This window comes from Micromonospora sp. NPDC093243, assembly GCF_044753725.1.
Lineage (GTDB): Bacteria > Actinomycetota > Actinomycetes > Mycobacteriales > Micromonosporaceae > Micromonospora.
Map to the genome: position 1 here is coordinate 445,361 of NZ_JBIVNT010000005.1, position 24,763 is coordinate 470,123.

Genomic DNA, 24,763 nt, shown 5'->3' on the forward strand with positions numbered 1-24,763 from the left:
CGCGCGCCGTCAGTCGGGAGGGTCGGCGACAGCCGGGCCGGGGGTCAGCAGGGCGGTGTGCAGCGCGCGCATGGAGCGGATCGCGGAGCGGATCTCCTGGAGGTAGCGCCCCGGGGTCAGGGTCTGCTCGGGCAGCCGGGCCAGATCGGGTAGAGCCGGGTCGACGCCGACGGTGTCGATTCCGCAGCCGTACGGCACGGCGAGCGTGCGGAGCGCGTCGCAGTGCTGGAACGGCACGTAGATCGGGGCGGTGACCAGCAGCACCGGGTCGCCGGCCGAGAGCCGGGCGTGCCCGGCCCAGAAGTGCTGGGTGTCGGCGGTGTGCGCGCGACGCCGCTCGGGCTCGCTGGACGGGGCGGCGAGCACCCGCACCGGCGGAAGGCCGGCCGGGCGGTAGGTTCGCGACGACCAGGAGTGGTGCGGGTGGCCGGCGTCCATGCCGTCGTGGTCGTCCGGCGTGTCCACCCCGAACACGAGCCGGACCCCGGCGTCGAGTGCGTCCACCTCGGTCGCGCAGCCGGTCACCCCGGCGCCGGCCAGGGCGCGTAGCTCCATCTCGGAGAGCGGCCGGAAGCTGCCCAATACCGCCACCTCGCCGGCCACCCGGACGCCCCGGCGCAGCAGGTCCGCCGCGTACGCCACCCGGCGCAGGCAGGCGTGCGCCAGCCCGCCGAGCACCAGCAGGTGGGCGTACCCGGGCCGGGCCGGCGGCTCCGGGCGGACCAGGCCGAGCGCGGTCGCGGCGGCGTGGACCTGCCCGGCGGTGGCTAGGTCGAGGGCCGGCTCGCGCGCCTCGGGTCGTTCCCGGCCGCCCCGGAAGTCCCAGTGCCGCGCGGAGAAGTCGTCCAGCCCGGCCAGCACGGCGGCCAGGTCGCCGGCCGGCCAGTCGCCGCCGAAGCGGGTCACCAACCCGCGCAGCGGCGCGGCGTCGATCCAGCCGCCGATGCCGTCGACGATCGCCGTGCCGTTCCCCGGCAACGCGCCACCGGGCAGCGGCACCGGAACGGAGGTGACCGCGGCCGGCGGGGGGAGGGCGGCACCGGGCGACGGTGGGACGGGACGCTCGGGCACGGTCCGGATCGTACCGGCCGACGGATCGGGGGCCGGCCGATCGTGGGGCGCCGCCACGCGGCGCGGCGACACCCTGCGGAGGAGCCGGGCCGTGGCGGGTGGACCGTACCCTGACGGCAGCCGGCATCCGGGAGGTCGTCGATGGCCGAACTGCTCCGCCGACCGCGCGCCGGCCGGCCTGGCTCCCCGCTCGCGTTCGCCCGGCTGGTCGCGCACACCGACCCGGTCGCGCTGATCGGCATCGGGCTGTCGATCTCGCTCTCCGTGGTGCTGGACCTGACCAACGCCGCCACCGGGGTGGAGTCCCTGCTCGCGGGTCTGATGGGTATCACCATCTCGCTGCTGGTGGACTCGCTCGCCCGCGCCGAGCGCCGGTTCCACCTGCGGACGCTGCTGGAGGGCCCGTCGTGGCTGGTGCAGGCCGTCCCGGAGGTGGTCGCCGGCGCCCGCGAAGCGGTCAGCCAGCATCCGGGCACCCGGGTGGCCGACGAGGCGCGGCGCCGCTTCGAGCGCTTCCACGCCGACGTCGAGCAGTTGCGGCACGGCCGGATCATCCGGCCGGGTCCGGACTGCCAGGACCTGATCGGCGCGACCCGGGACTGCATACGGCAGCTGGACGCGCTGACCAACGTGATGCCCCGCGCCAGCGGCGAGCTGAGCTGGTGGCGCGGCGACGTCGGCCGGCAGTACTGGGCGGCGAACCTGGCGGCGCTGGACCGGGGGGTGCGCATCACCCGGATCTTCACCTACGTCGAGCTGTCCGACGAGCTGGCCGAGCTGGTGGAGGCCCAGCGTCGGGCGGGCGTACGGGTCGGGCTGCTGCCCTCCGGCGCGGCCGGTCCGGAACTGCACGTCAACCTGGTCCGCTGGGACGGTTCGGCCTGCTGGACGGCGGGGATGAGCGCGCACGGGGAGATCACCGAGAACCGCTTCTCGGTCAACCCGACCGACCTCGCCCGGTCCGGCGAGACGTTCCAGGCCTGCGCCGCCCTCGCCACCTTCCCGGCCTGACCGGGCATCGGCCCGGGGAGCGACCGATGACCGTGCAGGGCGTCCTGCTGGTGACGGCGGTGGTGTGGGCGGTCAGCCTGATCCGCTCGGTGCGGCTGCGCGCGTTCGTCGCCAGCCTGCCGTTGCCGATGTCGGCGGCGCTGCTGGCCACCGGGTACCGGGTGGACGGGGCGCAGCTGCTCGGGGTGGTCGGGCTCAACCTCTTCTTCGGCCTGGTCGCGCTCACGCATCACCGGTTGCGCTGGCCGATCATCCTGGCCGACCTGGCCGGCGTCGCCGGCTACCTGGCGCTGGCGGTCGCGCTGCGCCCGCTCGCCGTGCCGTTCGCGCCGGCGCTGGCCGGCACGGTGGCGCTCTGGCTGCTCGCCATGCTGGTGCTGCACCGCCGCGTGGCCGGCCGCACCCCGCCCCGGAGCGATCCCGGTCGCGCCGGGGTGGACGCCGCACCCGCTCCGTCGGCCCGCGCCGCCGCCGGTGCAGCCGGACCCTCGCCGCCCGCACCGGCCCGGGAAGCGTCGTCGCCGGTGGAGGGTGGACGGCGGCCCAACCTGCCCGCGCCGGCGAAGCTGCTGCTGATCCTCGGCGGCGCGGCGCTGACCGGGCTGCTCGGCCAGCTGCTGCGCGGGCTGGTGGTGACCTTCCCGTACGCCGGAGTGCTGGTGGCCGTCGAGGTCCGCCGGGAGCTGCCGCGGTTCTGCCGGCACTTCGCGCGCAACAGCCTGGCCCTGGTCGGCTTCCTCAGCGGCGTCCACGTCGGTCAGGGCCTGTCACCGGCGGTGGGGCTGGCTGCCGGTTGGGCCGGCTTCGCGCTGGTGGCGGCGGGCCTGCACCTACCGGCGCGGTGGCGCGGAAAACGACGGTCAAAGGCGGATCTCGCCACCGGAAGCGCGCTCTGAGCGCAAGCAGGCGACGAAAAACGCGGCCAGACCCGTTGACGTTCTGTCAGGCCGGGCGGATGCTCGCGCTACACGCTGACAGTTGTCTCTGCGATGCAGCGGTGAAAGCGTGCGGTAACCGCGATGCGAAGGGTGCTTCGATGACCACCGACGATCTGCTGGCCCGGCACCGGGCCGTGCTCCCGTCCTGGATGCCGCTCTACTACGACGAGCCGATCGAGCTGGTCTCCGGCTCCGGACGCCGGGTCACCGACGCCCAGGGCCGGACGTACCTGGACTTCTTCGGCGGCGTGCTGACCAACATGATCGGCTACGACATCCCCGAGATTCGCGAGGCCGTCGAGCGTCAGCTGCGTACCGGGGTGGTGCACAGCTCCACCCTCTATCTGATCCGCCAGCAGGTCGAGCTGGCCGAGAAGATCGCCCAGCTCTCCGGCATCCCGGACGCCCGGGTCTTCTTCACCAACTCCGGCACCGAGGCGAACGAGGCGGCGCTGCTGGTCGCCACCAACCACCGCCGCTCGCACCAGGTTCTGGCCGTGCGCAACAGCTACCACGGCCGGTCGTACGCGGCGATGGGCGTGACCGGCAACCGGGGCTGGTCGGCCAGCCCGCTGAACCCGCTGCAGGTGGCCTGGCTGCACTCCGCCGAGCGGCTGCGCGGCCTGCTCTCCCGGCTCAACGCCGACGAGCAGGTCGACGCCGCGGTCGAGGACCTGCGCGAGGTGCTCGCCACCCAGACCACCGGGGACGTGGCCGCCCTGATCGCCGAGCCGATCCAGGGCGTCGGCGGTTTCGTGCACCCGCCGGACGGGCTCTTCGCCGCCTGGAAGAAGGTGCTCGACGAGACCGGCATCCTCTTCATCGCCGACGAGGTGCAGACCGGTTGGGGGCGTACCGGCGAGCACTTCTGGGGCTACCAGGCGCACGGCGTCACGCCGGACCTGCTCACCTTCGCCAAGGGCATCGGCAACGGCTTCGCCCTCGCGGGCGTGGTCGGCCGGGCCGAGGTGCTCGAATCGGTGCCCGCGATCAGCTTCTCCACCTTCGGCGGCAACCCGGTCTCCACCGCCGCCGGCAACGCGGTGCTCGACTACCTGCTCGACCACGACCTGCAGGCCAACGCGGCCCGCACCGGCGCGATCCTCGCCGACGGCCTGCGCGCCGCGGTCGCCGATCTCGACTGTGTCGCCGAGGTACGCGGCAAGGGGCTGATGCTGGCTGTCGAGTTCGTCCACCCGGGCACCCGGGAACCGGACCCGGCCCGCACGGTGCGGGCGTTCGAGGCGTGCAAGGCCGGCGGGCTGCTGGTCGGCAAGGGCGGCCTCTACGGCAACGTGCTGCGGATGGGACCGCCGCTCACCCTCACCGAGGCGGAGGCCCGGGAGGGCCTGGCGATCCTGGTCGACGCGATCCGCGCGGCGGCGGTGACGGCATGAGCGAGCGTCAGCGAGCGAATCATCGGTGCAGTGCGGAGGTGCCTCATGGTGGCACGGAGCGCAGCGGAGTGCCGGCATGAGCGCGGTCATCGGGCACTTCGTCGAGGGCAAGCGGTTCGCCGGCACGTCCGAGCGGCGCGCGGACGTCTTCGACCCGGCCACCGGCCGGCGTAGCGCTGAGGTGGCGCTGGCCTCGGCCGCGGACGTCGCGGTGGCGGTGGAGGCCGCGGCCCGCGCCGCCCGGGCCTGGCGGGACGCCTCGCTGGCGCGGCGCAGCGCGGTGCTTTTCGCGTTCCGCCAGCTGGTGCACGCCCGGCGGGACCGGTTGGCCGAGGTGATCACCGCCGAGCACGGCAAGGTGCTCGCCGACGCCGCCGGCGAGGTGCAGCGCGGGCTCGAGGTGATCGAGTACGCCTGCGGCATCCCGTCCGCGCTGCGCGGCGCGTTCAGCGAGAACGTCTCCACCGAGGTGGACTCGTACACCCTGCGCCAGCCGCTCGGCGTGGTCGCGGTGATCTCGCCGTTCAACTTCCCGGTGATGGTGCCGCTCTGGTTCGTGCCGGTCGCGGTGGCCTGCGGCAACGCGGTGGTGCTCAAGCCGAGCGAGAAGGACCCGAGCGCGGCGCTGCTGCTGGCCGAGTGGTTCGCCGAGGCCGGCCTGCCGGACGGTGTGCTGAACGTGGTCAACGGCGACAAGGCGGCGGTGGACGCGCTGCTGGAGCACCCGGAGGTGCGGGCGGTGTCGTTCGTCGGCTCCACCCCGGTCGCCCGGTACGTCTACCAGCGCGGCACCTCCACCGGTAAGCGGGTGCAGGCGCTGGGCGGGGCGAAGAACCACATGGTGGTGCTCCCGGACGCCGACCTCGACCTGGCCGCCGATGCGGCGGTGAACGCCGGGTTCGGCTCGGCGGGGGAGCGGTGCATGGCGATCTCCGCGCTGGTCGCGGTCGAGCCGGTGGCCGACGCCCTGGTGGCGAAGATCGCCGAGCGGATGGCGGGGCTGCGTACCGGGGACGGCCGGCGCGGCTGCGACATGGGCCCGCTGGTCACCGCCGAGCACGCGGCCCGGGTGCGCTCCTACGTCGAATCGGGGGCGGCGGACGGCGCGGTGCCGGTGGTGGACGGGCGCGACGTCGAGCCGGACGGCGAGCCGGGCGGGTTCTGGCTCGGACCCACCCTCTTCGACCACGTCACGCCGAACATGTCGATCTACACCGACGAGATCTTCGGCCCGGTGCTCAGCGTGCTCCGGGTCGGCTCGTACGACGAGGCGTTGGAGCTGGTCAACGCCAGCCCGTACGGCAACGGCACCGCCATCTTCACCAACGACGGCGGCGCCGCCCGGCGCTACCAGCACGAGGTGGAGGTGGGCATGGTCGGGATCAACGTGCCGATCCCGGTGCCGATGGCCTACCACTCGTTCGGCGGCTGGAAGTCGTCGCTCTTCGGCGACCTGCACGCGCACGGCGAGGACGGGGTGCGCTTCTTCACCCGCGGCAAGGTGGTCACGAGCCGCTGGCTGGACCCCCGCCACGGCGGGGTCAACCTGGGCTTCCCCACCCAGAGCTGAGCGACCCGCGGCGCGTCGGCCCGGCCCCCTCACCAGGGCCGTGTCGGCGCGCTGTGCCGTCCGCGCTCCGGCCCGGCGCCCGCCCGTGGCACCCAGGTATGACGTGCCGGACCACCCCACGGTCCGATGTGGTGGGCCGACGGCCGCGCCAGTATCGACGCCGACAGGGGTGGTCCACCCTCGGCGCGTCGAACGGAGCCCAACGTGCGTAGGACTGCATCGGTCATCGGCCTGGTCGTCGGCCTGTACCTGGTGGCCCGCGCCCTCGTCGAGCCGTTCGTGATCGACATGACGGACCCGGCCACCTACCGGAACGACTGGGGCGGGCCGAGCCTGCTCGGTGTGCTGCTGGTCCACTGCGGCCCGGGCGTGCTCTCCGGGATCCTCATCGCCGTGGTGCTGCGCCGGCGTCGCGCCCGGATCCGCCGGCCCGACTAACCGGCGCTTCCCCACCACGCCTGAGCAGTCGCAGCGCGCCGGCTCCGGCCAGGTACGCCGCCAGGGCCGGGACCGGCACGCCGAGCGGTTCGGGGGCCTCCTTTGGCGCCGCGCTGTTGACCACCAAGCCGTACACCACGGCGACGAAGCCGGCGGCGGTGAGCAGGCTGCGGACGGTCGGCCGGAGTCGTCCGCGCTCCGATCGGGTCGGTGCATTCCGCCCGCGCTGGCGGCCGCTGCGCGCCTCGATCCGCCCGAAGGCGGTGACCAGGCCGGTCAGCACGACGGCCAGCATCAGCACCCAGGGCAGCCGCCAGGCCAGCCAGGCGGCCGAGCCGACCGGCGCGGTGGGCAGCAGGTGCACCGCGTCCAGGGCGCCGACCAGCAGGATCGCGGCGGTCAGGTGCCAGAGGAAGACGGTCAGCACGACCGCGTTGACCGCGATCACCAGTTGCCACGGTCGGGGACGACGCAGCCAGCGTTCGGCGCGGTCGCGCAGCAGCAGGATCAGCCCGAGTTGGGCGGTGGTGAGGGTCAGCAGCGCCAGGCTCGGCGGTGCCGCGTTGTCCAGCCGCTCCCCGGGGACGTTGAGCATGCTGACCGGGTACGGACCGGCGGTGAGCAGCAGCGTCGCGGCCAGTCCCGCGAGCAGGGTGGTCCAGCCGGCCCGGCGGGACACCGGCAGCCGACGGCCCCGCCGGACAGCCTGCTTACCGGTGGTCACCTCCCGGTCTTCCGAGCGTGTGTCGAACCAGGCGAGGCCGAGCTGGTGGACGGCCAACCAACCGAAGAGGTAGTTGGGGATGGCCAGCTCGGCCGGGCCGAACGCCCGTCCCAGGTCACCGGCGGCGACCAACCCGGCCAGCGCCAGCGGTACGACGAGCCCGAACCGCCGGTGCAGCGCCCACATCACCGGGGTCAGCGGCACCACCAGCAGGTAGGCGGCGAGGAACCAGAGCGGGATGGTGGCGAACCAGGCGACGGTCCGGATCAGCGGGTCGGCCACGCCGGCGAGCCGGGCGACCAGCGCCCCGCCGACCAGCACCAGCACCAGCGCCGTGGTGGGCCGCAACAGCCGGGCGCTGCGGCCGAGCAGCCAGCCGGTGGCATCCCCGCCCCGGGCCCGGTGGGCGGTCAGCGAGGCGGCGTTCGCGTACCCGCCGACCACGAAGAAGACCGGCATCACCTGGGCCGCCCAGGTCAGCGGGTGCGTCCAGGGCAGGTCGGGCAGTGCGGAGCGGGCGGTGGGCCGGCCGGCGGCGTCCTCGCCGACGGCGGCGACGGCCCAGTGGCCGAGCACGACCACGATGATGGCGAGCGCGCGGAGCAGGTCGACGTAGCGCTCCCGGCCGGCCGGCGTCGCGGCAGCGAGCTGGGCCGGACGGCGCATGGCCCGAGGGTATGCCAGCGCTGGTGCGAGCACGTGGATAACGGTTCGGACGCCGGGCCTTGAAGTCCGCGCCGGACTGCCGTAGAAATTCTTCAGAAACATTGTATTAAGTGAAGACAAGCGACACTTGCCCGCCCGTGCCTCGACGCCGCGGCCGCCGTCCCCCAACTCCCGGCCGGCCGCCCGTACCCGAACCGAGGAGAAGTGATGAACAGGCGTGACATCCTGCGGCGCAGCGCCGCCGCCGGCCTGCTGGCCACCCCCGCTGCCGGCCTGCTCGCCGGCTGCGCGACCGGTGGTGGCGACGACGACGGCGACACCGGCAGCTACAAGGGCACCAAGAGCGAGCAGAACCCGCTCGGGGTCAAGGAGGACGCCCCGCTCGAGGTGGTGATCTTCAACGGCGGGTTCGGCGAGGAGTACGCCAAGGCCCACGAGGCCATGTACACCGAGAAGTACCCGAAGGCCACGATCAAGCACAGCGCGACGCAGGAGATCAACAAGACGCTCCAGCCCCGTTTCGTCGACGGTTCGCCGCCGGACGTGGTGAACAACTCCGGCGCCGGTCAGATCGACTTCAACGGCCTGGTCTCCCAGAACGCCATCGCCGACCTGAGCGAGCTGCTCGCCGCTCCGAGCCTCGACATCCCCGGCAAGACGGTCAAGGACACGCTGCTGCCCGGCGCGGTCGAGGTCGGCTCCTACGACGGCAAGTTCCTGGTGTTGAACTACACCTACACCGCCTACGGCATCTGGCACTCCACTAAACTCTTCGCCGACCGGGGCTGGCAGTACGCCAAGACCTGGGACGAGCACATCGCGCTCTGCAAGCAGATCAAGGCGGCCGGGATCGCGCCGTGGACGTACGCCGGCAAGCACCCCCGCTACATGAGCTGGCCGCTGATCGCGACGGCCATCAAGTTCGGCGGGCCCTCCGTCGCCACCGCGATCGACAACCTGGAGCCGAACGCGTGGAAGTCCGACGCGATGAAGGCCGCGGCCGACGCCTGGCACCAGATCGTCAAGGACAAGTACATCCTCGACGGTTCGCCGGGCCTCGACCACGTGCAGTCCCAGACCGCGTGGTGCCAGGGCAAGGCCGCCTTCATCTCCTGCGGTTCCTGGCTGGAGAGCGAGCAGAAGAAGGTCACCCCCGAGGGCTTCAACATGACGATCCAGCCCACGCCCAGCCTCGGCGCGGGCGACAAGCTGCCGTTCGAGGCGATCCGCGGCACCGCCGGTGAGCCGTTCATGGTGCCGGCCAAGGCGAAGAACCTCGCCGGTGGCCTGGAGTACTTCCGCGTCATGCTGTCGAAGAAGGGCGCCCAGGACTTCACGAAGAAGGTGTCCAGCCTGACCGTGGTGGCCGGGTCGACCGACGGCGTCGAGCTGCCGTTCGGCCTGAGCACGGTGGTGAAGGGGCTGGACGCCTCCGGCAGCAACGGCTTTAACTGGGTCTACAACAACTACTACCGCAAGCTGGAGCGCGAGCTCGTGGACGCGGCCTGTGGTGAGTTCTTCAGCGGCCGGATCGGCCCCGCGGAGTTCCTCGACCGGTGCCAGCAGGGCGCCGACTCGATCGCCCAGGACAGCTCGATCAAGAAGTACAAGCGGGCCGCGTGACGTCCGGCCGGTGGGGGCGGGCGCGGCCCGTCCCCACCGGCCCACCGCTGGGGGAGTAGGTCCTTCTCGTGAGACATGGCAAGTATCCGCTGATCATCACGTTCCTGGTGCCGCCGCTGCTGCTCTACGGCGTCTTCGTGCTCTCGCCGTACCTGCAGGCTTTCCAGATCTCGACCACCGGCTGGCTCGGCTACTCGGCGGAGGCCGACCCGGTGGGGTTGGCCAACTTCCGGGCGATGCTGGACGACGGGCGGGTGTGGAACGCGCTCAAGAACAACGCCTGGCTGCTCGCCGTGGTGCCGGTGCTGACCATCGGGTTGGGCCTGTTCTTCTCGACCATGCTCAACATGGGCGGACGCAAGGGCCGCGCCGGGGTGACCGGCGTACGCGGCACCTCGGTCTACCGGATGGTCTACTTCTTCCCGCAGGTGCTCTCGGTGGTGATCATCGCCCTGCTCTGGAAGGAGATCTACCACCCCAACAGCGGCCTGCTCAACGGCGCCCTGCGTGCCGTCGGCCTGCCCGCGCCGACCTGGCTCGGCGACCCCCGGACGGCCTTCTGGTGCGTGCTGGCGGTGATGGTCTGGAGCAACGTGGGCTTCTACGTGGTGCTCTTCGGCGCGGCCATGTCGGCCATCCCGCGCGACATCTACGAGGCGGTCATGCTCGACGGGGCGTCGCGGTGGGTCACCGTACGCCGGATCACCATCCCGCTGCTCTGGGACACCGTGCAGGTCGCCTGGATCTACCTGGCGATCGCGGCGCTGGACGGGTTCATCCTGATTCAGCAGATGACCAACGGCGGGCCCAACTTCTCCTCCGACGTCATCGGTCTGCGGATGTACGAGACCGCGTTCGGCAGCGAGAGCAAGTTCGGCTACGCCTCGGCGATCGGCGTGGTGCTGTTCTTCCTGACCCTGTCGGTGGCGGTGCTGGCACTGCGTACCGCCCGACGTGACCGGATCGAGTACTCGTGACCATCCTGGACAGATCCGCGACGCCGGACGGCACCGCCGAGGGCGCCGGTCCGGCACCGGCACCGCGGAAGCTGCGCCGCGAGTCCGGCGTCGCCAACGTCTTCTCGCACGGGTTCCTGCTGCTCTGGGGCGCGCTGACCGTGCTGCCGCTGCTCTGGATGTTCCTCAGCTCCTTCAAGAGCGACGGGGAGATCCTGTCCGACCCGTGGGGATTGCCCGGGGCGCTGCGGTTCGAGAACTGGGGGCGCGCCTGGACCGAGGCGCACATCGGGCAGTACTTCCTGAACAGCGCCATCGTGGTGAGCGGCTCGCTCACCCTCACGATGCTGTTGGGCTCCGCGGCGGCGTACGTCTTCGCCCGCTACACCTTCTGGGGGCGGCAGGTCCTCTACTACCTGTTCGTCGGCGGCATGATGTTCCCCGTCTTCCTGGCCCTGGTGCCGCTCTTCTTCGTGGTGCGCAACGCGGGTCTCTTCGGCACCTGGACCGGGCTGGTGCTGGTGTACGCCGCCTACTCGCTGCCGTTCACGGTCTTCTTCATGACCGCCTTCTTCCGCACCCTGCCCAACTCGGTCGCGGAGGCGGCGCTGGTCGACGGCTGCGGGCACTTCCGGCTCTTCTTCCGGGTCATGCTGCCGATGGCGCGTCCGGGACTGATCAGCGTTGCGATCTTCAACTTCCTCAGTCACTGGAACCAGTTCATCCTCCCGCAGGTGCTGATGCAGGGTGACGACTCCAAGTGGGTGCTGGCGCAGGGGCTCACCGCTCTGGCGGTCAGCCAGGGCTACCAGGGCGACTACAGCGGCCTCTTCGCCGGCCTGACCATCGCCACGCTGCCGGTGCTGGCCGTCTACGTCGTCTTCCAGCGCCAGGTCCAGGCGGGCCTGACGGCCGGTCAACTCAAGTGAGGCCGGGACGGTGGCTTGACCGGTAGGAAATCTCCTACCTATTGTGGCGGCATGACCGTGACCCACGTGCAGCTCGTCTCCGTACCCGTCAGCGACCAGGACCGGGCCCGCGACTTCTACCTCGACGTGCTCGGCTTCGACCTGGTCTTCGACAACCCGATGGGCCCCGGCGGCCGGTGGGTCCAGGTCGCGCCCAAGGGCGCCGCCACCGCCCTGACCCTGGTCACCTGGTTTCCGAGCATGCCGCCCGGCTCGCTCAAGGGCCTCGTGTTCGAGACTGACGACCTCGACGGCGACGTCGCGCTGCTGCGCGAGCGGGGCGTCGTCCTCGCCGACGGCGGCATCCAGGACGCGCCCTGGGGGCGGTACGTCACGTTCGACGACCCGGACGGCAACGGCATCGTGCTCCAGTCCACCCGTGTCTGACCCGGCGCCCGTCGAACCGCGGCCCGGTGCCGGCGACATCTTCGCGGCACTGGCCAACCCGACCCGCCGCGAGCTGCTCCGGCTCCTGCTCGATCAGGGCGAGCAGCCGGTGCAGCGGCTGGCCGACCACTTCGCCATGCGCCGCCCGAGCCTCTCCGAGCACCTGCGGGTGCTCAAGGACGCCGGCCTGGTGGTCGAGCACCCGGTCGGCCGGCAGCGGCTCTACTCGCTGCGACCGGAGCCGTTACGGGAGGTCGCCGAGTGGCTGGGCCCGTACGAGCGGTTCTGGCGCGGTCGCCTGGCCGAGCTGCGCGACGTGCTGGCGGAGCTGCCCGATGAGTGACCCGAGCACCGTCGAGGTGGATCAGTACCTGCCGCATCCGCCGGCGAAGGTCTGGCGGGCGCTGACCGATTCTGATCTGTTGGCCCGCTGGCTCATGCCCAACGACTTCGCCCCGGTGCCCGGGCACCGGTTCACCTTCCACACCGACCCTCGGCCCGGGCAGGACTTCGACGGCACCGTGCACTGCGAGGTCCTCGACCTCGACCCGCCGCACCGGCTGAGCTGGGCCTGGCGCGGCGGACGGTTGGACACGGTGGTGAGCTGGACGCTCGTGGCCGAGGGGCGGGGCACCCGGCTGTTCCTGGCGCACACCGGCTTCGACCCCGACGACCCGGTGCAGCGCCGCACCCGCGACCTGCTCGGCGGCGGCTGGCGCTCCCACGTCCTCACCCGCCTGAACCACCTCCTGACCACCCCCTGACCCACCCGCCTGCCCGCAGGCTGCCGCGAGTTGATCAAGAGGTTCCCGTCAGGAACCGGCCGGATGTTGACGCGAACCTCTTGATCAACACAGCGGGCGCGGGCCGGGCGCGGGGGCGGGGTGGGTTAGGTGGGGGTGGGGACCAGGCGGGTGTGTAGGGCGGCCGGGTCGTCGACCTCGGGGAGGTCGAGGGCGGCGAGCCAGGCCGCTGCGGCCGCGCCGTCGCCGGCGGAGCAGAGCGGCGCGTCCGGCCAGCGGTGGCTGGCCTCCGCCCGAACGGCGGCGGCGAGCGGGGTGTCGCCGGTCAGCAGGCCGCCGCCGAGCACGATCGGGGTGGTGGCCCCGGCCGGCCGGATCCGGCTCACGCTCTCCGCGAGATGATTGGCGGCCTCGGTGATCAGCCCGGCGGCCACCGGTTCGCCGGTCACCGCGGCGGCGACCACCTGCGGGGCGAGCCGGGCCAGGTCCACCGGCGGGCGTCGGGTCACCGCCTGGATCAGCGCGTCGACGGTGTCCCGGGGGCGGGCGGCCACCTCGGCGGTGCCCATCAGCTCGGTGAGCACCTGCCGGCCGAGGATTCCCGGTGGGCGGCCGCTGTCCAGGTCGGCGAGGAGCCGGCGGACCGCCTCACGGCCCAGCCAGAACCCCGAGCCCGCGTCGCCGAGCAGCCAGCCGTGGCCGTCGGCGACCCGGTCGAGCCGCAGGTCGCGTACGCCGGCGGCGATCGCGCCGGTGCCGGCGATGAGCACGGTGCCCGCCGGCGCGGCCGTGCCGGAGGCGTACGCGACGAGCGCGTCGCCGTGCACCGCGTACGGGCAACGCAGGCCGGCGTCGTGCCAGGCCCGGTCGAAGGCGGCCCGTCCGGCCGGGTCGGCGAGCAGCCGGCCGGCCCCGGCCAGCCCGATCGTGCCGGCCCGGACCCGACCGGGGTCGACGGTGGCGAGCGCGCCGCGCAGCGCGGTCAGCAACTCCTCGGCGGCCCGTTCGGCGCCATGGCTGGTGGGGTTGCCGCCGCCGGCACGGCCGGTGCCGAGCCGCTCCCCGTCCAGGGTGAGGGCGGCGGCCCGGGTGGACGTACCTCCGACGTCGAGTCCCACCACGACGGTGCCGGACATCCGCATGGACCTCCCTGAATCGCGCCTGCGACGGTGCGTTCATGCTGGTCGGCCCGGGGCCGCCGGGCAAGGCCGGTACGGCGCGGCGGGCCTGTGCGCCAGGTAACAGTTTGAAAACTTCGCCCACAGTCTTGACACAGAGGGCCCGTCAGTAAGAACTTTTACCACTAACAGTTAACAAGCTTTTCGGAAAGGCGTCCCATGGTTGATCACGAGGTGGACATCTCCGCGGGGACCGCGGTGGTCGACGCCGACGCGTTCGACCGACGGGGCGTGCTCGGCGCTCCCTCCGACGGCGTGCTGGCCCGGGTGCGCAGCGGCCTGGACGAGCTGACCGGGGCGCTGCGCCGGGTCGCCGAGCACGTGCTGAGCGACCCCGAGGCCGCCGCCCGGTCCACCATCGTGGAGCTGGCCGAGCGGAGCGGCACCTCGCCCGCGACCATCACCCGATTTTGCCGGGCGATGGGCTTCGAAGGCTACGCCGACCTGCGGCTCGGCATCGCCGCGGAGACCGGCCGGGCCCGCTCCGCCGGCTGGACCGTGGACATCGGCCGGGAGATCCAGCCTGGCGACCCGCTCGCCCGGGTGCTGGACCAGATCATGGCCGCGGACACCCGGGCCATGCACGACACCGCCGCGTTGCTCGACCTGGCCGAGGTGGAGCGGGCCGCAGTCGCCATCGCCGGGGCGGACCGGGTGAACATCTTCGGCGCCAGCGGCAGCGCCCTGGTCGGCGAGGAGATGCAGTTCAGCCTGCACCGCATCGGGGTCGCCGCGTGGGCCTGGAACGACGTGCACGAAGGGCTGGCCAGCGCCGCGCTGCTGCGCCCCGGCGACGTGGCCCTCGGCATCTCGCACACCGGGCAGACCCGGGAAACGATCGAGATGCTGGCCGAGGCGGGCAGCCGGGGCGCCACCACCCTGGCGTTGACCGGCTTCCCCCGCTCGCCGCTGGCCGAGCTGGCCGACATCGTGCTGCTCACCGCCAGCCAGGCGACCACCTTCCGCCCGGACGCGCTCAGCGCCCGGCATCCGCAGCTGGTCGTGCTCGACCTGCTCTACATCGCCGTCGCGCAACGTACCCACGACCGCGCCCACGCGGCCTTCCGGCGTACCGCCCAGGCCGTCGACGGACACAAGGCCGCCAAGGGAGCCGTCGCATGATCAGCGCTCAGCGGTACGCGGACGCGGTCCGCCCGGTGCTCGACCGGCTGCTCGACAGCCAGGCGGACGGGATCACCCGGGCCGCGGACCTGATCGCCAGCAGCCTGCGTGCCGGCGGCGTGCTCCAGGCGTTCGGCGCGGGGCACTCCGAGGCGTTCGCCGCGGAACTGGTCGCCCGGGCCGGCGGGTTGGTCGCGACCAACCGGCTCTCGGTCCGCGACCTGGTGCTGCACGGCGACGCTCCTCGTGACGTGCTCGCCGACCCCAAGCTGGAGCGCGACCCCACCATCGCCCACCAGATCTACGAGCTCGCGGCCCCCCAGCCGCGGGACGTGTTCGTGGTGGCATCCCAGTCCGGCATCAACGGCTCGGTGGTCGAGCTCGCGGCGCTGGTCACCGGGCGCGGTCACCCGTTGATCGCGGTCACCTCGGTCGAGCACTCCGCGCGGGTCGCCCCTCGGCACCCGTCCGGGCGGCGGCTCGCCGACCTCGCCGACGTCGTGCTGGACAACGGCGCGCCGTACGGCGACGCACTGCTGCCGCTCGAGGGCGGCGGCGCGGTCTGTGCGGTCTCCTCGGTCACCACCGCGCTGCTGGCGCAGCTGCTGACCGCGGAGGTCGTACGACGGTTCCACCAGGCCGGAGAGGTGCCCCCTATCTACCTCTCCGCCAACGTCCCCGGTGGGGACGAGCACAACCTCGCCCTCGAGTCGCGGTACGCCGGGCGTCTCCGGCGGACCGCCTGACCCGACACCACAAGGAGAGTCAGAGATGTCGGTTACCCCCGAGAACTTCGGTGACCTGAGTCGGCGGACCCTGCTGCGGCGTGCCGCGGCGGCCGGTCTGCTGGCCACCCCGGCGGTTGGCCTGCTCAGCGCCTGCGCCGGCAGCGAGCCGAGCAAGTCCGACAACACCGGTGGCGCGAAGAGCCAGGACAACCCGTTCGGCGTCAAGGACGGCAGCGCCGTCAAGGTGGTCGTCTTCAACGGCGGACTGGGTGACCAGTGGGCCAAGGAAGACAAGGTCATCTTCAACGCCAAGCACCCGAACATCACGGTCAACATGAGCTCCACCCAGAAGATCAAGACCGAAGAACAGCCGAAGATGGCCACCCAGCCGAGCGACCTGGTGATGAACTCGGGCGCGGACATCATGGACCGCAGCACCCTGATCAACGAGGGCGCCATCGAGCCGCTCGACGACCTGCTCACCGCGCCGGCCTGGGACAGCGAGGGGACCGTCGCCGACTCCCTGCTGCCGGGCACCGTCACCGACGGCACCCAGAACGGCAAGTTCTACGTGGTGAACGTCGCCTACACCGTCTGGGGCAACTGGTACAACGCGGCGCTGTTCAAGAAGGAGGGCTGGCAGGCGCCGACGACCTGGGACGAGTTCTTCACCCTGGCGCCGAAGATCAAGGCCAAGGGCATGGCGCCGTACGTGCACGACGCGGCCCACGGCTACTACCCCCGCTGGGCGCTCTTCGCGAGCATCTGGAAGGCGGTCGGCAAGCAGCCCGTCATCGACATCGACAACCTGAAGGACAACGCCTGGAAGGCCGACGGCATCGTCGCCGCGCTCGAGCCGTGGGAGAAGCTGGTCAAGGACAAGCTGCTGCTGCCGGGCAAGCTCGACCACACCCAGTCGCAGCAGGCCTGGCTCGACGGCAAGGCGGCCTTCATCCAGGTCGGCACCTGGCTGAAGAACGAGATGACCGCGACCATCCCGCCGGGCTTCGAGATGACCCTGTCGGACTACTGGAGCAAGCCCGGCGACAAGGCGGCCAAGGACGTCTTCGCCTCCTCCGGCGAGGGCTTCGTGGTGCCGAGCAAGGCCCCGAACAAGGAGGCCGCGAAGGAGTTCCTGCGGGCGATCCTGTCCAAGGCCGGCTCGGCCAAGTTCGCCGAGCTGACCAAGTCGCTGGCCTCCACCAAGGGCTCCGGTGACAACGTGCAGGACACCGCCCTGGCGTCGGCCAACTCGCTCATGAAGAGCGGCAGCACGGACCTGATCTCCTTCAAGTTCCCGGACTACTACGCCGACCTGGACAAGGAGAGCCAGAACCTCGCCGAGGAGCTGATGGCCGGCCGGCTCACCGCGCAGCAGTTCGTCGACAAGATGCAGGCGGCCGCCGACAAGGTCGCCAAGGACTCGTCGATCAAGAAGCAGACCCGCACCGCCTGACCCCTTTGAGAGAGTGAGTCCAATGCGGCACGGAGTCGCGCGTTTCGTCACGGGCTTCCTGGCCCTACCCGTCGCGCTGTACCTCTTCTACGTGGTGTGGCCGTTCGCGCAGGCGGCGGGATACTCGCTGACCGACTGGGGTGGGTACTCGGACACCCAGAACTTCGTCGGTCTGGACAACTACGTCCGGCTGCTGTCGGACGAGTTGATCAGGAAGGCCTTCTGGCACAACGTGTTCTTCCTGATCACCGTGCCGCTGTTCACCATCGCGCTGGCCCTGTTCCTCGCGTTCCTGCTCAATGTGGGCGGACGCGAGGACAGGGCCGGCATCCGGGGGGTGTTCGGCTCCGGGATCTACAAGGTCATTTTCTTCTTCCCGCAGGTGCTGTCGCTGGTCGTCATCGCCGTGATGTGGCAGCAGATCTACCGCAGCGACGGTCAGGGCCTGATCAACGGTTTGCTGATCAAGGCCGGGCTGGTCGACGCGGACAACCCGATCGCCTTCACCGCCGACCCGGAGCCCTTCCTCGGCGTGCCGGCGGTGCTGTGGTGGCTGCTGCTGATCGCGGTCTGGAGCGGCGCCGGCTTCTACATGGTGCTCTTCTCCGCGGCGATGCAGTCCATCCCGAAGGACATCTACGAGGCGGCGCTGCTCGACGGGGCCAGCCGCTTCCACACCTTCTTCCGGATCACGCTGCCGCTGCTGCGGGACACCGTCTCGGTGGCCTGGGTCTACCTCGGCTTCATCGCACTGGACATGTACGCCCTGGTCTTCGTGATGACGCCCAGCCAGGGCGGGCCCAACCACGCCAGTGAGATCTTCGCGTCGGTGCTCAACTTCACCGCGTTCCAGAAGGGCCAGTTCGGCTACGCCTGCGCGATGGGTGTCGCCCTGGCGATCTTCACGATCCTGCTCGCCGCGGCGCAGCTGAGGATCACCCGTCGCGACCGTATCGAGTACTGAGGAGGCTGGACGATGAGCACTGCGACCCACGGTGGTCTGACCCGGCCCGATCAGAGCCCGGAGACCGGATCCACCCCCACACCGCGCGGCGGTGTCCGCACCGCGATCGGTGGCAAGATCTTCAACGGCTTCTCCCACGTGTTCCTGGTGGTCTGGGCCGTGATGGTGATCTACCCGCTGCTGTGGGTGGTGATGTCGGCGCTGAAGAGCGACTCGGAGGTCATCCGGGAGCCGCTCTCCCTTATGCCCGCGAAGCTGAACTGGGACAACTTCGCCCGGGCCTGGGGCGCGGGGCACCTCGGGTCCTTCTTCCTCAACACCCTGCTGGTGTTGGCCGGCAGCGTCACCCTCACCATGCTGCTCGGTTCGATGGCGGCGTACGCGCTGGCCCGCTACGAGTTCCGTGGCAACCGGCTGATCTACTACATGTTCCTCTCCGGTCTCACCCTGCCGATCTACCTCGCCGCGGTGCCGCTGTTCAAGGGCGTCTACAACACGGGCGTGGCCTTGCCGCTGCTCGGCCCGAACAAGCACGTCATGCTGATCATGGTCTACGTGGCCTGGTCGCTGTCGTTCACGGTGTTCTTCATGCACTCGTTCTTCCGGACGCTGCCCACGACCATCGCCGAGGCGGCGATGGTCGACGGAGCGTCGCACAGTCGGCTCTTCTTCAGCGTGATGCTGCCGATGGCCAAGCCCGGTCTGATCAGCATCGGCATCTTCAACGTGCTGGGCCAGTGGAACCAGTGGTACCTGCCGACCCTGCTCATGCAGTCGGTGGCGGGGGAGCCGAAGAACCAGGTGATCGCCCAGGGTCTGATCGAGCTCTCGGTCAACCAGGGCTACAAGTCCGACTGGTCCGGCCTCTTCGCCGGCGTCACCATGGCCATGCTGCCGGTGCTCATCGTCTACATCGTCTTCCAGCGTCAGGTCCAGTCCGGCCTGACCGCCGGCGTGGGCAAGTAGACCCGGGCCCCGACCGCGCGCCGCCCTCAGGTCGACGGAGGGCGGCGCGCGGCTTTCCGGCGAGCTGGACGCGCTGCTCCGTCCGCTGTGAGCCGGGCGGCGGCCGCCGTCCGAGGTGTGACGCAGGCCGCAGCGGCGCCGGCGAACTCTCCGGGCACACCGGCATCCTGATTGCGTGAACACCATGAGCGAGAAGCTGACCCCCGCGCTGGCCGAGGCGGCCGAGGCCGAATTCATGTACGCGTACGAGACGGGCGCGCCGTCGGTGGCGCGGGAGCGGCTCGGGATGGCCGCCGACCGGATCGGCGGCGGGGTGGTCCTCTCGATGCGCAACGACCCGGTCTCCTACTGGAGCAAGGCACTCGGGTTCGGCTTCACCGAGCCGGTCACCCGCGAGCTGGTCGAGCGGATCGTGGCGTTCTACCGGGCCGAGGGCACCCCCGAGGCGGTGATCCAGATTGCGCCGTCGGCGCTGCCGCCGGAGTGGGACGACACCCGCGCCGCGTACGGGATCGAACCGACGACGTCCTGGGTGAAGCTGGCGGCCCCGATCGAGCAGGTCCGGCCGGGCACCGGCACCCGGCTGCGGGTCGGCCCGGTGGGGGAGCACGACGCCGCCGAGTGGGCGCAGGTGCTCCTGCGCGGCTTCGGCATGCCGACCGAAGGTCTCGCCGAGATGCTCACGGCGAGCGTCGCGCATCCCCAGTTCCACCCGTACGGCGTGTGGGACGGCCCCGACCTGGTCGCCGGCGCGAACCTCTTCGTGCACGGCCCCGTCGGCTCACTCAACTCCGGTGCGACCCTGCCGAGTCACCGCAAGCTCGGGGCGCAGTCGGCGCTGATCGCGGCCCGCGCAGAGGCGGCGCGGGCCGCCGGCTGCCGGTGGTTGGTCGCGGAGACGGGCCGCCCGGCGGAGGGCGCGACGAACCAGTCCCTGGTCAACCTGGAGCGCGCCGGCCTGCGCGTGCGGTACGTCCGGCAGAACTGGCGGTGGCGGGCCGAGACCGACCCCACGCCGGCCGGCTGACGCGCCGCCGCTGCGGCGGCGGGCTGGCATGTCGGTGGCCCGAGGCAGAATCACGTCTGTGCTGGTGGCGGTGGTGGCGAGCGAGAGCGGCAGCGGCGGCGTGCTGCAGCCGCTCGACGCTGCCGGCCGCCCCACCGGCCCGCCCGAGCCGGTGGCCGACCTGCCCGCTGCGGTCGCTGCCCGCGAGCGCGCCGAGCGCCCGCGCTGGGTCTGGGCCTCCGGGGCCACCAGCTACCCCGGGCTGCTGCGCGCCGGGGTCCGGGTCGACCGGTGCCACGACGTGGAGCTGACCGAGGCGCTGCTGCTCGGTCACGCCGGCCGCTGGGGCGAGCCGCGCTCGCCGGCCGCCGCCTGGGCCCGGCTGACCGGCCGGCCGGTGCCGCCCGACCCGCCGCCGCGTCCGGCCGAGCCACCCGGCCTCGGCCAAGGTGCGCTCTTCGACACCCCGTCCGGCCCGCCGGGGCTGGGCATCGAGGCCCTGGCCCAGGTGTACGCCGACCAGCTCACCCGGATCGCCGGCGCCGAGCACCCCGGCCGGTTCCGGCTGCTGGTCGCAGCCGAGTCGGCCGGCGCCCTGATCGCGGTCGAGATGGCCGCCGCCGGCCTGCCCTGGCGCGTCGACGTACACGACGCGATCCTCGCCGACCTGCTCGGCGAGGCGTCCCCGGTCGGCGGCCCGCCGCGCCGGCTGGCCGAGCTGGCCGCCCGCATCGCCGACGCGTTCGGGGTGCGTCAACTGCACGCCGACTCCCCGGCCGAGCTGCTGCGGGCCTTCGCCCGGGCCGGGGTGGAGCTGCCCAACACCCGGGCCTGGGTGCTGCGCGGGGTGGACCACCCGGCGGTGCCGCTGGTGCTGGAATACAAGGAGCTCTACCGGATCTGGACGGCGCACGGCTGGTCCTGGCGCGAGCAGTGGGTGCGCGACGGCCGCTTCCGGGCGGAGTACGTCCCGGGTGGGGTGGTCTCTGGCCGCTGGGCCACCCGTGGCGGTGGCGCGTTGCAGATCCCCAAGGTGATCCGGCGGGCCGTGGTGGCCGACCCGGGCTGGCGGTTCGTCGTCGCCGACGCCGGCCAGCTGGAGCCGCGGGTGCTCGCCGCGGTGTCCGGCGACGCCCGGCTCGCCGCGGCCGGCGGCGCTGGCGACCTCTACGCCGCACTGGCCGAGGACTCGTTCGGCGGCGACCGACCCCGGGCCAAGGTGGCCCTGCTCGGGGCGATGTACGGCCAGACCGGCGGTGCTGCGATACCCGCGCTGGCGGTGCTGAAGCGCAGCTACCCGACCGCGTTCGGCTACGTCGAGGCGGCGGCGCGCACCGGCGAGGCGGGCGGCCTGGTCCGCTCCTGGCTCGGGCGGACCTGCCCGCCCGGCTCGGCGGGATTCGCCGATCCGGGTGACGGCGCGCCCGATCCCGACGGTGCGGCCGACCCGCAGGGGCCGAGGGCGCGGGCCGCCCGCTCACGAGGCCGGTTCACCCGCAACTTCGTCATCCAGGCCACCGCCGCCGAGTGGGCCTCGACCCTGCTCGCCACGCTCCGGGCAGAGTTGGCCGGCACCGACGCCGAGCTGGTCTTCTTTCAGCACGACGAGGTGGTCGTGCACGCTCCGGTCGAGCAGGCCGACGCGGTCGCGGCGGCGGTCAACCGCTCCGGCGAGCGGGCCGCCGCGCTGCTCTTCGGCGACACCCCGGTCCGCTTCCCGCTCGACGTGTCCATCGTCGACTGCTACGCCGACGCGACCTGACCCGGGCACCCGCTGCCGTGCAATTGATGCGGATTTCAGCCAATATGCCGAGAATCAACTTTACGATGAGGCCTCTTCATGGAGGTGAAGGAGCATGCCGACCTATATCGCGTTGCTGAACTGGACCGATCAGGGGATCCGAGGCTACAAGGACACCCCGAAGCGCGCCGAGGCCTTCGCCGCAGCGACACAGAAGCTCGGGGCGAATCTCCTGAACATTTACTGGACCGTCGGTCCGTACGACCTCGTGGCCGTTATCGAGGCGTCCGACGACGAAACCGCGAGCGCGGCGCTCCTGCAGCTCGGCGGGGCGGGCAACGTCCGTACCACGACCCTGCGGGCCTTCGGTCGAGAGGAGATGGATCGCATCATCGCCAAATCCGCTGGCTGAGGCCTTCCACGCACGCCAGGACGGTGCCCGGCGAGCCGGCTCGTGCCGTCCTGATCGTCGGATCAGCGAAGCCCGGTGTATAACGGTTGCACTATTTCTCCTATTCGCACCGCCACCCGTGGCTGTCCCTCCTCGTTGCAGTGTCGGTAGGACGGGGACGGGCCGGAAGCGGCCCGTCCCACACTTGAGGGGGCGCAGGCTGAACCGGATCGCAGGAATGATCATCGCCGCGGGCGGGGGGCGCCGGATCGGTGGTCCCGAGGCGTTGTTGCACCAGGGGGAGAAGCCCCTGGTCGACCAGATGATCGACACGATGACCGAGGCGGGCTGCGAGCGGATCGTGGTGGTGCTCGGCGCCGCGGCCGACCAGGTACGCGAGACGGCCGACCTGGCCCGGGCCACCGTGGTGGTCAACCGGGCGTGGGGTACCGGGGTCGGCTCGTCCATCCGCGCCGGTCTGGCCGCGTTGGACGACGCGGGAATCGAGGCGGTGGTGGTGGTTCCGGTCGACATGCCGGGGCTGACCGTCGCAGCGGTACGCCGGGTCGCCGCGCTGCCGTACCCCGACGTGCTGGTCTGCGCCACCTACGACGGGCTGCGCGGCTACCCGATGCTCTTCGGCCGCCGGCACTGGTCCGGCATCGCCACCCTGGCCAGCGCCGACGTCGGCGCTCGGCCCTATCTGCTGGCGCACAAGGACCAGATCGTCGACATCGCCTGCGACTCGGTGGCCGACGGCAGCCGGATCGACTCGCCGGAGCTGATGGCGCTCTACGGGCTGACCGTGCCGCCGCAGCGGGTGGGCGTCTAGCCCGCAGCGCATTGCCCCCACGGCTCCTGGCCGCCTCGATATCGTTGCCCTGATCGACACGTCGGCAACGGGGGATGGTGGGCATGGTCGGCACGATCGGTCGGCACGTCGCGGGCGCCGTGGTCGCCTGGTTGACGTTCACTCTCGAGGGTCTGGTGGGCTACCTCGCGCTGCTCGCGTACGCGCTGGCCACGAACTCGGACCCGGGCGGACCGCTGGCCGGTCCGGTGCTGGTCCTGGTCGCCGCATTGCTGGGCGCCGTGGCGGTGCCGTTGCTGGTCGTACCCGCCGCCGTGGTCGGCGAGGTCGCCGCGCGCACCGGCGGACGCGTCCGCCGGATCCTCACCACCTGTTCTGCCGCGATGGTCCTGGCCGCGCTGTGCGCGGTGGTGTTCGCCCTCGCCACCGACGTATCGGCGGGTGGCACCGCGCTGGCGGGCGCGATCGGCGCGTTGGTGGTGGCCGGACCGGTGGCGGCCCACAGCGCGACGGCCGAGGGCGGCCGGCTGCTGGCGCGGGTGCTGGTCCGACGGCGCGACGCCGTCCCCGCCGCCACAGGGCCGGCCCCGGGCCTGCCGTCATAGGCTCCGAGACTGGGCGGCGCGGACCAAATCCCTTTGTCACCCGCACGGCGGTCTGCAACGCTCGCGGCTGTGATCGACAAGCCCGGCATCGACGAGCGGTTGCTGGCGGCAGAGGTGGCCGACGCGTGGGGCTTGGCCGTCACCGGACTCGTGTTCCTTCCGGTCGGGCTGGACGGGCAGGCCTGGGCCTACCGCGTCGACACGTCCGACGGCGAGCGCTACTTCCTGAAGCTGCGCCGTGGAAAGTTCGTGTCGGCGGCAGTGCTGCTGCCCGGATTTCTCCGGGCACGAGGCGTCACGCAGGTCGTGGCACCGATCGACCCGCCGGCCGGCGGGGCAGCGCACGGGTTCGGCGATTACCAGCTGCTGCTCTACCCGTTCCACGACGGCGGCAGCCTGTGGCACCGCGGCCTCACCGACCGCCAGTGGATCGAGTACGGCGATTTCCTGAGCCGATTGCACACGGTCACGCCGAGCGCGGACCTCACCGCGGCCCTGCCGGTCGAGACCTACCGGTCGACCGCCGGCGAGCGGCTACGCACGCTCGGCCCCCGGGCCGCGGCGGGCGACATCCTCGGCGCTTTCTGGCAGCAGTACGGGGCGGCGCTGCATCAGCTGTCCGAAGCCGTTGACGACCTCGCGTCCCGCGTGACGGGAGCGCCGCACGTCATCTGCCACGCCGACATCCACCCCGGCAACCTGCTCGCCGACGGCGACGGCCCGCTGCACGCCGTGGACTGGGACGGGCCGATCCTCGCGCCGCGTGAGCGGGACCTGATGTTCGTCTACAGCGGGGACTTCGGCGACCACCCGATCAACGCGCACCGTGCTGAGCTCTTCCGCCAGGGCTACGGTTCGACGGAGCCCGACCAGGCGCTGCTCAGCTACTACCGCAGCGAGCGCCGTCTGGACGACATCGCTGCGTTCCTGGCCAGCATCCTCAAGCCCGAGGCCAGCCCCGAAGCCCGTGCCAACGACCTGCACTGGCTGACCCGCATCGCCGAGGCGGTCACGGCTTCCCCAACTGGCTAGCCGGACCGGAGTCGGACGCCGGGCCGCCGCTGGCCGCCAAAACCGACCGAGGTGATCAGGGGCTGCCTTCACCAGGCGAGACGTTGCCGCGCGACGGCGTCACCACAGCTCATCAAGAGCGGCGACCTGTTTGCGAAGGGCTCGTGCGTCCTTGGGCGGCAGAACAGCTACGGCGGCGTCCAGGAGCCAGCGGAGCTCCGGCGGGTCGCGGGTTCGACGCCGGTATGCGCGCGAGCGTGATACCGCAGCGGCATCAATATGCCTCTGCGGT

Annotated in this window: 25 protein-coding genes; 22 read left to right on the top strand and 3 right to left on the bottom strand. The window is 72.0% G+C overall.

The genetic code is table 11. The annotated features are described in order from the left end of the window. Positions 1 to 9 precede the first annotated feature (9 nt). On the bottom strand, positions 10 to 1,071 hold the full coding sequence (locus ACIP9D_RS19620; protein ID WP_350872849.1) for a hypothetical protein: 1,062 nt from the start codon (positions 1,069 to 1,071) through the stop codon (positions 10 to 12). A 141-nt stretch (positions 1,072 to 1,212) separates the two neighbouring features. Here ACIP9D_RS19620 and ACIP9D_RS19625 point away from each other — a divergent pair, with 141 nt between their 5' ends. The 5 genes from ACIP9D_RS19625 to ACIP9D_RS19645 all read left to right on the top strand — a co-directional run bounded on the left by ACIP9D_RS19625 (position 1,213) and on the right by ACIP9D_RS19645 (position 6,425). Next, complete coding sequence (locus ACIP9D_RS19625; RefSeq protein ID WP_350872851.1) at positions 1,213 to 2,082, top strand: hypothetical protein; 870 nt, start codon at positions 1,213 to 1,215, stop codon at positions 2,080 to 2,082. A 26-nt stretch (positions 2,083 to 2,108) separates the two neighbouring features. After that, entirely contained in the window at positions 2,109 to 2,978 is an 870-nt protein-coding gene (locus ACIP9D_RS19630) for a hypothetical protein (RefSeq protein ID WP_350872853.1), read from the top strand. A gap of 140 nt (positions 2,979 to 3,118) precedes the next feature. After that, entirely contained in the window at positions 3,119 to 4,417 is a 1,299-nt protein-coding gene (locus ACIP9D_RS19635; RefSeq protein ID WP_350872855.1) for an aspartate aminotransferase family protein, read from the top strand. 76 nt (positions 4,418 to 4,493) lie between these two features. Next, complete coding sequence (locus tag ACIP9D_RS19640) at positions 4,494 to 5,987, top strand: CoA-acylating methylmalonate-semialdehyde dehydrogenase (RefSeq protein ID WP_350872857.1); 1,494 nt, start codon at positions 4,494 to 4,496, stop codon at positions 5,985 to 5,987. Positions 5,988 to 6,191: 204 nt separating this feature from the next. Then, a complete protein-coding gene (locus ACIP9D_RS19645; RefSeq protein ID WP_350872858.1) occupies positions 6,192 to 6,425 on the top strand; it encodes a hypothetical protein in 234 nt (77 codons plus the stop codon). Here ACIP9D_RS19645 and ACIP9D_RS19650 read toward each other — a convergent pair. Next, a complete protein-coding gene (locus tag ACIP9D_RS19650; protein WP_350872860.1) occupies positions 6,373 to 7,815 on the bottom strand; it encodes an acyltransferase in 1,443 nt (480 codons plus the stop codon). The genes ACIP9D_RS19645 and ACIP9D_RS19650 overlap by 53 nt on opposite strands. A 207-nt stretch (positions 7,816 to 8,022) precedes the next feature. On the opposite strand from ACIP9D_RS19650, the gene ngcE (ACIP9D_RS19655) reads away from it, so the two are divergent. The 6 genes from ngcE (ACIP9D_RS19655) to ACIP9D_RS19680 all read left to right on the top strand — a co-directional run bounded on the left by ngcE (ACIP9D_RS19655) (position 8,023) and on the right by ACIP9D_RS19680 (position 12,513). Next, positions 8,023 to 9,438 (top strand): N-acetylglucosamine/diacetylchitobiose ABC transporter substrate-binding protein, encoded by a 1,416-nt coding sequence (gene ngcE, locus ACIP9D_RS19655; RefSeq protein ID WP_350872862.1) that lies wholly within the window; start codon positions 8,023 to 8,025, stop codon positions 9,436 to 9,438. A gap of 68 nt (positions 9,439 to 9,506) precedes the next feature. Further along, positions 9,507 to 10,415, top strand: coding sequence for a sugar ABC transporter permease (locus tag ACIP9D_RS19660; RefSeq protein ID WP_350872863.1), 909 nt, complete (start codon positions 9,507 to 9,509; stop codon positions 10,413 to 10,415). Then, positions 10,412 to 11,323: a carbohydrate ABC transporter permease gene (locus tag ACIP9D_RS19665; RefSeq protein WP_350872864.1), complete on the top strand. Its 912-nt coding sequence runs from the start codon at positions 10,412 to 10,414 to the stop codon at positions 11,321 to 11,323. The genes ACIP9D_RS19660 and ACIP9D_RS19665 overlap by 4 nt, the downstream gene beginning before the upstream one ends. Positions 11,324 to 11,374: 51 nt before the next feature. Next, positions 11,375 to 11,749, top strand: a complete 375-nt coding sequence (locus ACIP9D_RS19670) for a VOC family protein (protein WP_350872866.1) — start codon at positions 11,375 to 11,377, stop codon at positions 11,747 to 11,749. Beyond that, positions 11,742 to 12,092, top strand: coding sequence for a metalloregulator ArsR/SmtB family transcription factor (locus ACIP9D_RS19675; RefSeq protein WP_350872868.1), 351 nt, complete (start codon positions 11,742 to 11,744; stop codon positions 12,090 to 12,092). The genes ACIP9D_RS19670 and ACIP9D_RS19675 overlap by 8 nt, the downstream gene beginning before the upstream one ends. After that, positions 12,085 to 12,513: an SRPBCC domain-containing protein gene (locus ACIP9D_RS19680; RefSeq protein ID WP_350872870.1), complete on the top strand. Its 429-nt coding sequence runs from the start codon at positions 12,085 to 12,087 to the stop codon at positions 12,511 to 12,513. Before ACIP9D_RS19675 ends, ACIP9D_RS19680 begins: the two co-directional genes overlap by 8 nt. A gap of 125 nt (positions 12,514 to 12,638) precedes the next feature. On the opposite strand, the gene ACIP9D_RS19685 is transcribed toward ACIP9D_RS19680, so the two are convergent. Next, a complete protein-coding gene (locus tag ACIP9D_RS19685) occupies positions 12,639 to 13,628 on the bottom strand; it encodes a BadF/BadG/BcrA/BcrD ATPase family protein (RefSeq protein ID WP_350872871.1) in 990 nt (329 codons plus the stop codon). A 201-nt stretch (positions 13,629 to 13,829) separates the two neighbouring features. Between ACIP9D_RS19685 and ACIP9D_RS19690 the strand changes: the two genes are divergently transcribed. The 11 genes from ACIP9D_RS19690 (at position 13,830) to ACIP9D_RS19740 (ending at position 24,492) form a co-directional block, all read left to right on the top strand. Next, a complete protein-coding gene (locus tag ACIP9D_RS19690) occupies positions 13,830 to 14,792 on the top strand; it encodes a MurR/RpiR family transcriptional regulator (protein WP_350872873.1) in 963 nt (320 codons plus the stop codon). After that, a complete protein-coding gene (locus tag ACIP9D_RS19695; protein WP_350872875.1) occupies positions 14,789 to 15,538 on the top strand; it encodes an SIS domain-containing protein in 750 nt (249 codons plus the stop codon). Before ACIP9D_RS19690 ends, ACIP9D_RS19695 begins: the two co-directional genes overlap by 4 nt. Positions 15,539 to 15,563: 25 nt before the next feature. Further along, positions 15,564 to 16,976, top strand: a complete 1,413-nt coding sequence (gene ngcE / locus ACIP9D_RS19700) for an N-acetylglucosamine/diacetylchitobiose ABC transporter substrate-binding protein (RefSeq protein ID WP_350872877.1) — start codon at positions 15,564 to 15,566, stop codon at positions 16,974 to 16,976. Between the two features lie 22 nt (positions 16,977 to 16,998). Next, the gene (locus tag ACIP9D_RS19705; RefSeq protein WP_350872879.1) at positions 16,999 to 17,940 is read left to right on the top strand and encodes a sugar ABC transporter permease; all 942 of its coding nucleotides are present in this window, start codon (positions 16,999 to 17,001) and stop codon (positions 17,938 to 17,940) included. A gap of 12 nt (positions 17,941 to 17,952) precedes the next feature. After that, positions 17,953 to 18,906 carry a carbohydrate ABC transporter permease gene (locus tag ACIP9D_RS19710; RefSeq protein WP_400450458.1) on the top strand — a complete coding sequence of 318 codons (954 nt, stop codon included), beginning with the start codon at positions 17,953 to 17,955 and terminating at the stop codon, positions 18,904 to 18,906. 175 nt (positions 18,907 to 19,081) lie between these two features. Next, the gene (locus tag ACIP9D_RS19715) at positions 19,082 to 19,933 is read left to right on the top strand and encodes a hypothetical protein (RefSeq protein ID WP_350872880.1); all 852 of its coding nucleotides are present in this window, start codon (positions 19,082 to 19,084) and stop codon (positions 19,931 to 19,933) included. A 28-nt stretch (positions 19,934 to 19,961) separates the two neighbouring features. Continuing rightward, the gene (locus ACIP9D_RS19720) at positions 19,962 to 21,674 is read left to right on the top strand and encodes a bifunctional 3'-5' exonuclease/DNA polymerase (RefSeq protein ID WP_350872881.1); all 1,713 of its coding nucleotides are present in this window, start codon (positions 19,962 to 19,964) and stop codon (positions 21,672 to 21,674) included. Between the two features lie 94 nt (positions 21,675 to 21,768). Continuing rightward, on the top strand, positions 21,769 to 22,065 hold the full coding sequence (locus ACIP9D_RS19725) for a GYD domain-containing protein (RefSeq protein ID WP_350872883.1): 297 nt from the start codon (positions 21,769 to 21,771) through the stop codon (positions 22,063 to 22,065). Positions 22,066 to 22,282: 217 nt separating this feature from the next. Further along, entirely contained in the window at positions 22,283 to 22,876 is a 594-nt protein-coding gene (locus tag ACIP9D_RS19730; RefSeq protein ID WP_350872884.1) for an NTP transferase domain-containing protein, read from the top strand. An 83-nt stretch (positions 22,877 to 22,959) separates the two neighbouring features. Further along, positions 22,960 to 23,460: a hypothetical protein gene (locus tag ACIP9D_RS19735; RefSeq protein ID WP_350872885.1), complete on the top strand. Its 501-nt coding sequence runs from the start codon at positions 22,960 to 22,962 to the stop codon at positions 23,458 to 23,460. 69 nt (positions 23,461 to 23,529) lie between these two features. Beyond that, entirely contained in the window at positions 23,530 to 24,492 is a 963-nt protein-coding gene (locus tag ACIP9D_RS19740) for an aminoglycoside phosphotransferase family protein (protein ID WP_350872887.1), read from the top strand. Positions 24,493 to 24,763 lie beyond the last annotated feature (271 nt).

Coding starts and splice junctions, on each gene's coding strand:
- ACIP9D_RS19630 (WP_350872853.1), top strand. CDS start 2,109: ATGACCGTGCAGGGCGTCCTGCTGGTGACGGCGGTGGTGTGGGCGGTC.
- ACIP9D_RS19720 (WP_350872881.1), top strand. CDS start 19,962: ATGTCGGTGGCCCGAGGCAGAATCACGTCTGTGCTGGTGGCGGTGGTG.
- ACIP9D_RS19735 (WP_350872885.1), top strand. CDS start 22,960: ATGGTCGGCACGATCGGTCGGCACGTCGCGGGCGCCGTGGTCGCCTGG.
- ACIP9D_RS19710 (WP_400450458.1), top strand. CDS start 17,953: ATGAGCACTGCGACCCACGGTGGTCTGACCCGGCCCGATCAGAGCCCG.
- ACIP9D_RS19695 (WP_350872875.1), top strand. CDS start 14,789: ATGATCAGCGCTCAGCGGTACGCGGACGCGGTCCGCCCGGTGCTCGAC.
- ACIP9D_RS19650 (WP_350872860.1), bottom strand. CDS start 7,815: ATGCGCCGTCCGGCCCAGCTCGCTGCCGCGACGCCGGCCGGCCGGGAG.
- ACIP9D_RS19690 (WP_350872873.1), top strand. CDS start 13,830: ATGGTTGATCACGAGGTGGACATCTCCGCGGGGACCGCGGTGGTCGAC.
- ACIP9D_RS19725 (WP_350872883.1), top strand. CDS start 21,769: ATGCCGACCTATATCGCGTTGCTGAACTGGACCGATCAGGGGATCCGA.
- ACIP9D_RS19625 (WP_350872851.1), top strand. CDS start 1,213: ATGGCCGAACTGCTCCGCCGACCGCGCGCCGGCCGGCCTGGCTCCCCG.
- ngcE (WP_350872877.1), top strand. CDS start 15,564: ATGTCGGTTACCCCCGAGAACTTCGGTGACCTGAGTCGGCGGACCCTG.
- ACIP9D_RS19680 (WP_350872870.1), top strand. CDS start 12,085: ATGAGTGACCCGAGCACCGTCGAGGTGGATCAGTACCTGCCGCATCCG.
- ACIP9D_RS19670 (WP_350872866.1), top strand. CDS start 11,375: ATGACCGTGACCCACGTGCAGCTCGTCTCCGTACCCGTCAGCGACCAG.
- ACIP9D_RS19685 (WP_350872871.1), bottom strand. CDS start 13,628: ATGTCCGGCACCGTCGTGGTGGGACTCGACGTCGGAGGTACGTCCACC.
- ACIP9D_RS19635 (WP_350872855.1), top strand. CDS start 3,119: ATGACCACCGACGATCTGCTGGCCCGGCACCGGGCCGTGCTCCCGTCC.
- ACIP9D_RS19730 (WP_350872884.1), top strand. CDS start 22,283: ATGATCATCGCCGCGGGCGGGGGGCGCCGGATCGGTGGTCCCGAGGCG.
- ngcE (WP_350872862.1), top strand. CDS start 8,023: ATGAACAGGCGTGACATCCTGCGGCGCAGCGCCGCCGCCGGCCTGCTG.
- ACIP9D_RS19640 (WP_350872857.1), top strand. CDS start 4,494: ATGAGCGCGGTCATCGGGCACTTCGTCGAGGGCAAGCGGTTCGCCGGC.
- ACIP9D_RS19705 (WP_350872879.1), top strand. CDS start 16,999: ATGCGGCACGGAGTCGCGCGTTTCGTCACGGGCTTCCTGGCCCTACCC.